The sequence below is a fragment of the Brevibacterium sp. CT2-23B genome, from assembly GCF_013168765.1.
GTDB classification, from domain to species: domain Bacteria; phylum Actinomycetota; class Actinomycetes; order Actinomycetales; family Brevibacteriaceae; genus Brevibacterium; species Brevibacterium sediminis.
In genome coordinates, this window is the sequence record NZ_JABBYK010000010.1 from 1 (window position 1) to 5,624 (window position 5,624).

The following is a 5,624-nucleotide window of genomic DNA, read 5'->3' on the forward strand; positions in this document are numbered from 1 at the left end:
GCAGTCACTTACTCTCCCACAACCACCAAGTTGCAGTACCATCAGCGCGAATGGGCTTAGCTACCGGGATCGGAACGGTTAACCGGGCGTTTCCCCACCACTATCACCACCGCAAAACCAACAAACCACCCACACCCAAACCCAAAACGTTTGGGTGGTAGTGGTCCAAGAACCGCACAGCGAACGCGAACACCAAAAACTTATGCAACATGCACACCCGAGGGTGTGAACTCTTCAAGCCATCCTAGAAAAAACAAAACATCTTTTCGCACACACCAACCCCACATTGGAATGGTTGATGAGTGATCGGTGTATTAGTACCAGTCAACTCCACACCTTACAGTGCTTCCATACCCGGCCTATCAACCCCATCATCTATAGGACACCTCCCCTGACAAAAGTCAGTTGGAAATCTCATCTCGGAGCCGGCTTCCCGCTTAGATGCTTTCAGCGGTTATCCATCCCGAACGTAGCCAACCAGCCATGCTCCTGGCGGAACAACTGGCACACCAGAGGTTCGTCCGTCCCGGTCCTCTCGTACTAAGGACAGACCTCCACAAATTTCCTACGCACGCAGCGGATAGGGACCGAACTGTCTCACGACGTTCTAAACCCAGCTCGCGTACCGCTTTAATGGGCGAACAGCCCAACCCTTGGGACCGACTCCAGCCCCAGGATGCGACGAGCCGACATCGAGGTGCCAAACCATGCCGTCGATATGGACTCTTGGGCAAGATCAGCCTGTTATCCCCGAGGTACCTTTTATCCGTTGAGCGACCACGCTTCCACAAGCCATGGCCGGGTCACTAGTCCCAGCTTTCGCTCCTGCTCGACACGTCCGTCTCACAGTCAAGCTCCCTTGTGCACTTACACTCGACACCTGATTGCCAACCAGGCTGAGGGAACCTTTGGGCGCCTCCGTTACTCTTTAGGAGGCAACCGCCCCAGTTAAACTACCCATCAGGCACTGTCCCTGAACCCGATCAGGGTCCGAAGTTAAGGAATCCACTATGGTCAGAGTGGTATTTCACCGATCGACTCCACCCCAACTAGCGTCAGGGCTTCAAAGTCTTCCACCTATCCTACACAAACCACACCGAATCCCAATACCAAACTATAGTGAAGGTCTCGGGGTCTTTCCGTCCTGCTGCGCGTAACGAGCATCTTTACTCGTAATGCAATTTCGCCGAGTTCGTGGTTGAGACAGCAGAGAAGTCGTTACGCCATTCGTGCAGGTCGGAACTTACCCGACAAGGAATTTCGCTACCTTAGGATGGTTATAGTTACCACCGCCGTTTACTGGGGCTTAAATTCTCCGCTTCACCCTTACGGGTTAACAGGTCCTCTTAACCTTCCAGCACCGGGCAGGCGTCAGTCCGTATACATCGACTTACATCTTCGCACGGACCTGTGTTTTTAATAAACAGTCGCTTCTCTCTGGCCTCTGCGACCACCACCAGCACATCCCCAAGCAAGTTGGGTTCACCGGGATGGTCCCCCTTCTCCCGAAGTTACGGGGGCATTTTGCCGAGTTCCTTAACCACGATTCTCTCGATCACCTTAGTATTCTCTACTCGACCACCTGTGTCGGTTATAGGGTACGGGCAACACACACCCTCACGTCGATGCTTTTCTCGGCAGCAGAGGATCACCAGATCACCCCACCAATGTGGGGCGCCCATCAGCTCTCACACTCTATGCGGGGACGGATTTACCTACCCCCACGTGCTACAACCTTAGACCGTGACTACCATCGCACGGCCTGGCTACCTTTCTGCGTCACACCTCACGCTTACCGACTCCACACTCAGGTCCCCCACTCAAACCCAACCACAGGCCCGAAGGCCTGACGGGGTCATCACAGGGTTAGTATCGTGTGTTTTGGTACTGTCGGTTGTGTGTCGGTACCAGAATATCAACTGGTTGTCCATCGACTACGCCTGTCGGCCTCGCCTTAGGTCCCGACTTACCCAGGGCGGATTAGCCTAGCCCTGGAACCCTTGGTCATCCGGTGGACGGGTTTCTCACCCGTCTTTCGCTACTCATGCCTGCATTCTCACTCGAATCGCCTCCACCACTCGTTCACACGGCAGCTTCTCCGGCAACTCGACGCTCCCCTACCCAACACCACACCATTACGGCGATTGTGGTGCTGCCACAACTTCGGCGGTGTACTTAGCCCCGCTACATTATCGGCGCTCAATCACTTGACCAGTGAGCTATTACGCACTCTTTCAAGGGTGGCTGCTTCTAAGCCAACCTCCTGGTTGTCTTCGCAACTGAACATCCTTTCCCACTGAGCACACGCTTAGGGGCCTTAGTTGATGGTCTGGGCTGTTTCCCTCTCGACAATGAAGCTTATCCCCCACTGTCTCACTGCCACGCTGAACCTTGACTGGCATTCGGAGTTTAGTTGACGTCAGTAACCCGGTAGGGCCCATCAGCCATCCAGTAGCTCTACCTCCAGCAAGAACCACGCAACGCTGCACCTAAATGCATTTCGGGGAGAACCAGCTATCACAGAGTTTGATTGGCCTTTCACCCCTAACCACAGGTCATCCCCTCCATTTTCAACTGAAGTGGGTGCGGGCCTCCACGCGCTCTTACACACGCTTCACCCTGCCCATGGCTAGATCACTCCGCTTCGGGTCTAGGACACGCGACTAGGATCGCCCTATTCGGACTCGCTTTCGCTACGGCTACCCCACACGGGTTAACCTCGCCACGCACCGCTAACTCGCAGGCTCATTCTTCAAAAGGCACGCCATCACAGTCATCTAGATACTGCTCTGACGGATTGTAAGCACATGGTTTCAGGTACTCTTTCACTCCCCTCCCGGGGTACTTTTCACCATTCCCTCACGGTACTTATCCGCTATCGGTCATCAGGAAGTATTTAGCCTTACCAGGTGGTCCTGGCAGATTCACACGAAATTCCACGAGTTCCGTGCTACTCGGGCATGCACACACTGCGAACAGTCAGCGTTTCGTCTACGGGACTCTCACCCACTCCGGTCCTGTTTCCCACCAGGTTCGACTACACCAACAACACTCACAGACCGGTCATGCTGGACCGGACCACGTACACCCCACAACACCCCTGCAGCAACACCAGCACGCTTGACACTGCACAGGTTTAGGCTCATCCAGTTTCGCTCGCCACTACTCCCGGAATCATTGTTATTTTCTCTTCCTGCGGGTACTGAGATGTTTCACTTCCCCGCGTTCCCTCCACATGCCCTATATATTCAGACACGGGTCACCACCCTCACGAGTGGCGGGGTTTCCCCATTCGGAGACCCTCGGATCAACGCCTGTTTATCGGCTCCCCGAGGCTTATCGCAGATTTCCACGTCCTTCATCGGCTCCTGATGCCAAGGCATCCACCATGCGCTCTTACACACTCACCCAACCCCCAAAAAGGGACCGGCTTCATGTGCGCGAAAAATATTGCTTCATTCACCTTAACTAGATGATGACAAGAAAAATCACATTACATAAACACCACACAAATATGGTGTTTGATGCTCGCGTCCACTATACGATTCTCAAACCACTACCAAACACCCACCACCACACACCCACACTGTGGCTGCCTGTTGGTCGGGTTGGTCCTGTTGGTTGAAACCACACCCACACAATCGTGTGGGGTTTGTGATTCCAGGACCCAATAACGTGTTCGTTCTAGCCCACCCGATCACTCACCGCACCCGGGGCATTGACCCCAGCCGGGCTGTGTGGGCGAGCGGAAGAAGTGATGTTCCACCCTTGAGCTCTCATGATGACCACAGACGGGTCATACCATGAGGATCTTAATGTGTGCTCCTTAGAAAGGAGGTGATCCAGCCGCACCTTCCGGTACGGCTACCTTGTTACGACTTAGTCCCAATCACCAGTCCCACCTTAGACGGCCCCCTCCCACAAGTGGGTTGGGACACCGGCTTCGGGTGTTACCGACTTTCGTGACTTGACGGGCGGTGTGTACAAGGCCCGGGAACGTATTCACCGCAGCGTTGCTGATCTGCGATTACTAGCGACTCCGACTTCACGTAGTCGAATTGCAGACTACGATCCGAACTGAGACTGGCTTTAAGGGATTCGCTTACCCTCACGGGTTCGCCTCTCTCTGTACCAGCCATTGTAGCATGCGTGAAGCCCAAGACATAAAGGGCATGATGATTTGACGTCATCCCCACCTTCCTCCGAGTTGACCCCGGCAGTCTCCTATGAGTTCCCACCATCACGTGCTGGCAACATAGAACGAGGGTTGCGCTCGTTGCGGGACTTAACCCAACATCTCACGACACGAGCTGACGACAACCATGCACCACCTGTACACCAGCTCCAAAGAGAAGAACTGTTTCCAGAACGGTCCAGTGTATGTCAAGCCTTGGTAAGGTTCTTCGCGTTGCATCGAATTAATCCGCATGCTCCGCCGCTTGTGCGGGCCCCCGTCAATTCCTTTGAGTTTTAGCCTTGCGACCGTACTCCCCAGGCGGGGCACTTAATGCGTTAGCTACGGCGCGGAGAACGTGGAATGTCCCCCACACCTAGTGCCCAACGTTTACGGCATGGACTACCAGGGTATCTAATCCTGTTCGCTCCCCATGCTTTCGCTCCTCAGTGTCAGTTACAGCCCAGAGTCCCGCCTTCGCCACCGGTGTTCCTCCTGATATCTGCGCATTTCACCGCTACACCAGGAATTCCAGACTCCCCTACTGCACTCTAGTCAGCCCGTACCCACTGCACGCGCAACGTTAAGCGTTGCGTTTCCACAGCAGACGTGACCAACCACCTACGAGCTCTTTACGCCCAATAATTCCGGACAACGCTCGTACCCTACGTATTACCGCGGCTGCTGGCACGTAGTTAGCCGGTACTTCTTCTGCAGGTACCGTCACTTTCGCTTCTTCCCTGCTGAAAGCGGTTTACAACCCGAAGGCCGTCATCCCGCACGCTGCGTCGCTGCATCAGGGTTTCCCCCATTGTGCAATATTCCCCACTGCTGCCTCCCGTAGGAGTCTGGGCCGTGTCTCAGTCCCAGTGTGGCCGGTCGCCCTCTCAGGCCGGCTACCCGTCGTCGCCTTGGTAGGCCATTACCCCACCAACAAGCTGATAGGCCGCGAGCCCATCCCCGATCGAAAAACTTTCCACCACCCAACATGCGTCAGGAGGTCGTATCCGGTATTAGACCCAGTTTCCCAGGCTTATCCCGAAATCAGGGGCAGGTTACTCACGTGTTACTCACCCGTTCGCCACTCATCCACCAACAGCAAGCTGTCGGCTTCAGCGTTCGACTTGCATGTGTTAAGCACGCAGCCAGCGTTCGTCCTGAGCCAGGATCAAACTCTCCATAAAAAACTTTATGTTACGAATGAATCCCAGCAAGACAGCCAACCCCTCACGGGGTGAGAAGGTTGACCAAAAAATACTGACCAAACACACCATCCACCCATATGCTGTGGGAGGTTCGGCGAAGAACCACCCACCACAGGTGAACCAATGTTTGGCCAGGTGATTGTCTTACCAGAAAATAAAAATGTTCTGGCATCACAACTTGTTCAAACAAACACGCTATTGGATTCTCAAACCACAAACACACACCCATCACCACCACCCGAAAA

The 5,624-nt window shown here is 54.4% G+C and carries 1 protein-coding gene and 3 rRNA genes; all 4 read right to left on the reverse strand.

Annotation, left to right across the window (positions count from 1 at the left end; translation table 11 throughout):
- Positions 1-114 (reverse strand): 5S ribosomal RNA (rrf, locus tag HIM68_RS18745); the annotation flags it as partial.
- A gap of 180 nt (positions 115-294) precedes the next feature.
- A 23S ribosomal RNA gene (locus HIM68_RS18750) occupies positions 295-3,410 on the reverse strand.
- Between the two features lie 420 nt (positions 3,411-3,830).
- Positions 3,831-5,358: ribosomal RNA gene (locus HIM68_RS18755) — 16S ribosomal RNA — on the reverse strand.
- Positions 5,359-5,401: 43 nt separating this feature from the next.
- The coding region (locus HIM68_RS18860) for a hypothetical protein (RefSeq protein ID WP_216657283.1) at positions 5,402-5,624 on the reverse strand (223 nt) is incomplete at its 5' end.